This is a genomic window from Endothiovibrio diazotrophicus, assembly GCF_054657215.1.
Window position 1 is genome coordinate 1 of the sequence record NZ_BAAHXB010000243.1, and the last position, 1,784, is coordinate 1,784.

Below are 1,784 nucleotides of genomic sequence, written 5' to 3' on the forward strand. Positions count from 1 at the left end.
GGAGGCGCCGGAGTTGCCGCCGTTGCCGGAGGTGGAGGATCGGGCGGCGATGGAGCGCTGGGGGCGGTTGGTGGCGGCGGAACAGCAGGAGAGTGGGCGCGAGCGTGGCGTTGCCGAGGGGCTGGAGCGCGGCTTGGTGGAAGGAGCATCGCGGCGGGCGCTGAGTATCGCGGGGGCGCTGTTGGTGGAGGGGATGGCGGCGGAGCAGGTTGCGCGGATCACCGGCCTGACGTTCGAGGAGGTTACGGCGCTTCGGGATTCATCCAAGTCAGGCCGCTGATTCCTGTTCGATATCCCAGCCGGGAAAAACCAGCACGGCTGGGTGGCAGTTCAGCGCCCTGGCCAATACCTTCGCCCTCTCGACGCCCAGCTGAATCCTGCCGTTTTCGATGGCGGAAATCGTTGATTGGGGAATACCGGTAAGGTCGGCCAGCTCGTTTTGGCCAAGTCCTTGAAGTTCACGGAGGATTCTCACGGACTCCCCGACGGAGACCTCGACCGTTCTTTCCGCCCTTTTATACCCTTTCATGTCATTCCCTCCGGTAATCGTGGGGCGTAACGTCTTCGACCTGAATCAACACCTTCCCGCACTCGACCTTGTAGAGCGTAGGGTGTGCCGAGGTACGAGGCGCACCACTGTCCGACTATCCTATCAAAAAAATAATCGATCCAATAATAAAAAATACGAGTATATCGGCCTTTAGTCCGGTAAATATCATTCGAATCATCGATGCAGTGCCCATGATTCCACCGATTAGTACTAGCCTAATAGATAGTTCTGTTGAGCCTGGTTTGTATTGGGTGCAACCAGTCAGTATGACTATTAAGGTTAGTATTGTTATGGTGTTTCTTGCTGGCATGGATTTTTGATTCTCTATTGTTTGATATGGTAATAATGTCTTGTTTGCCAGTTTTGCTGAAAAAGGTTTTGTTGTCTGTCTATTTTAAGATATGGAGTTGTTAGGGGTAGGCCTTTCCTTTTGCAGTTTCTAGATCACAAAAAACCCGAGGTGTGCTCGGTGGGACAGGTGTTACCGCAACGCGATGTCGGCAGACGACTCGCTCAAGACTAGGCTGCTGTCAGATAAAAGTCAGCCTTCATATGTACTTTCTTTCACTTTCTCAGCGGGAGCTCCGCGCTCCCACGGATTGACCAGACCCACCCCCTGCATCCATTCGAAATCCTTTACATTCCGAGTCCCTGAATCCGTGACGAAAAAGCCACCGTTCGACACAACCCATTGATTGAACATGATTTTACTGATATGACATAGAACCTGCTTGTATTTTCGGGTGGCTCCGATAAATTTCTGTTTCATCAATGACCTACAGCTATAGTTGATAACTTCGTCACGGATTCACGGAGTCGCTAACGTCATCTGCCGGCTGGTAGCGATGGCCGCAATCTGCGCGTCTTCCACCGTCACCGGTAGGCCGATCGATTTCGATTGGGCAAGAATCTCGCCGTACGCTTCGGCGGCCTCGCAATCCAGGGGTAGACAGCGATCACGAAACTCCTCGAACAGCGCTCCTGCTGCGCGATGCAGTCCCGCCTTCCTTCTCCCCTCCGGGAGCCGCGCGATACCCGTCTCGATCTCCGCACAGCCGACGGCGGGTAGATAGAGCTTCCCCGGCTCCTGCCGGTCGATCCAGGCGATCACCTCGGGTGACGGTGCAGGCTTCATCCATTCGGAAACGACGTCGGTATCGAGCAGGATCACCGCTCCTCCTCGTCATCGAACAGCCCGCGCCCGGGCCGGGAGCGGGCAGGCAGTTCCAACTCG

3 protein-coding genes and 1 pseudogene are annotated in these 1,784 nt (G+C 55.2%); 1 reads left to right on the plus strand and 3 read right to left on the minus strand.

The genetic code is table 11. The features are described from left to right. Positions 1-280, plus strand: a pseudogene (locus ACYQ2W_RS26090) (hypothetical protein); the annotation flags it as partial. Here the strand turns inward: ACYQ2W_RS26090 and ACYQ2W_RS26095 are convergent. The 3 genes from ACYQ2W_RS26095 to ACYQ2W_RS26105 all read right to left on the minus strand — a co-directional run bounded on the left by ACYQ2W_RS26095 (position 269) and on the right by ACYQ2W_RS26105 (position 1,721). After that, positions 269-529, minus strand: a complete 261-nt coding sequence (locus tag ACYQ2W_RS26095) for a helix-turn-helix transcriptional regulator (protein WP_459873974.1) — start codon at positions 527-529, stop codon at positions 269-271. The pseudogene ACYQ2W_RS26090 and the gene ACYQ2W_RS26095 overlap by 12 nt on opposite strands. A gap of 562 nt (positions 530-1,091) precedes the next feature. Next, on the minus strand, positions 1,092-1,319 hold the full coding sequence (locus tag ACYQ2W_RS26100; RefSeq protein ID WP_459873976.1) for a hypothetical protein: 228 nt from the start codon (positions 1,317-1,319) through the stop codon (positions 1,092-1,094). A gap of 39 nt (positions 1,320-1,358) precedes the next feature. Further along, positions 1,359-1,721 carry a type II toxin-antitoxin system VapC family toxin gene (locus ACYQ2W_RS26105; protein ID WP_459873978.1) on the minus strand — a complete coding sequence of 121 codons (363 nt, stop codon included), beginning with the start codon at positions 1,719-1,721 and terminating at the stop codon, positions 1,359-1,361. Between the last annotated feature and the right edge of the window lie 63 nt (positions 1,722-1,784).

Bases quoted from the DNA above. Each gene is read 5' to 3' on its own strand.
- ACYQ2W_RS26095 (WP_459873974.1), bottom strand. From the start codon at position 529: ATGAAAGGGTATAAAAGGGCGGAAAGAACGGTCGAGGTCTCCGTCGGG.
- ACYQ2W_RS26100 (WP_459873976.1), bottom strand. From the start codon at position 1,319: ATGAAACAGAAATTTATCGGAGCCACCCGAAAATACAAGCAGGTTCTA.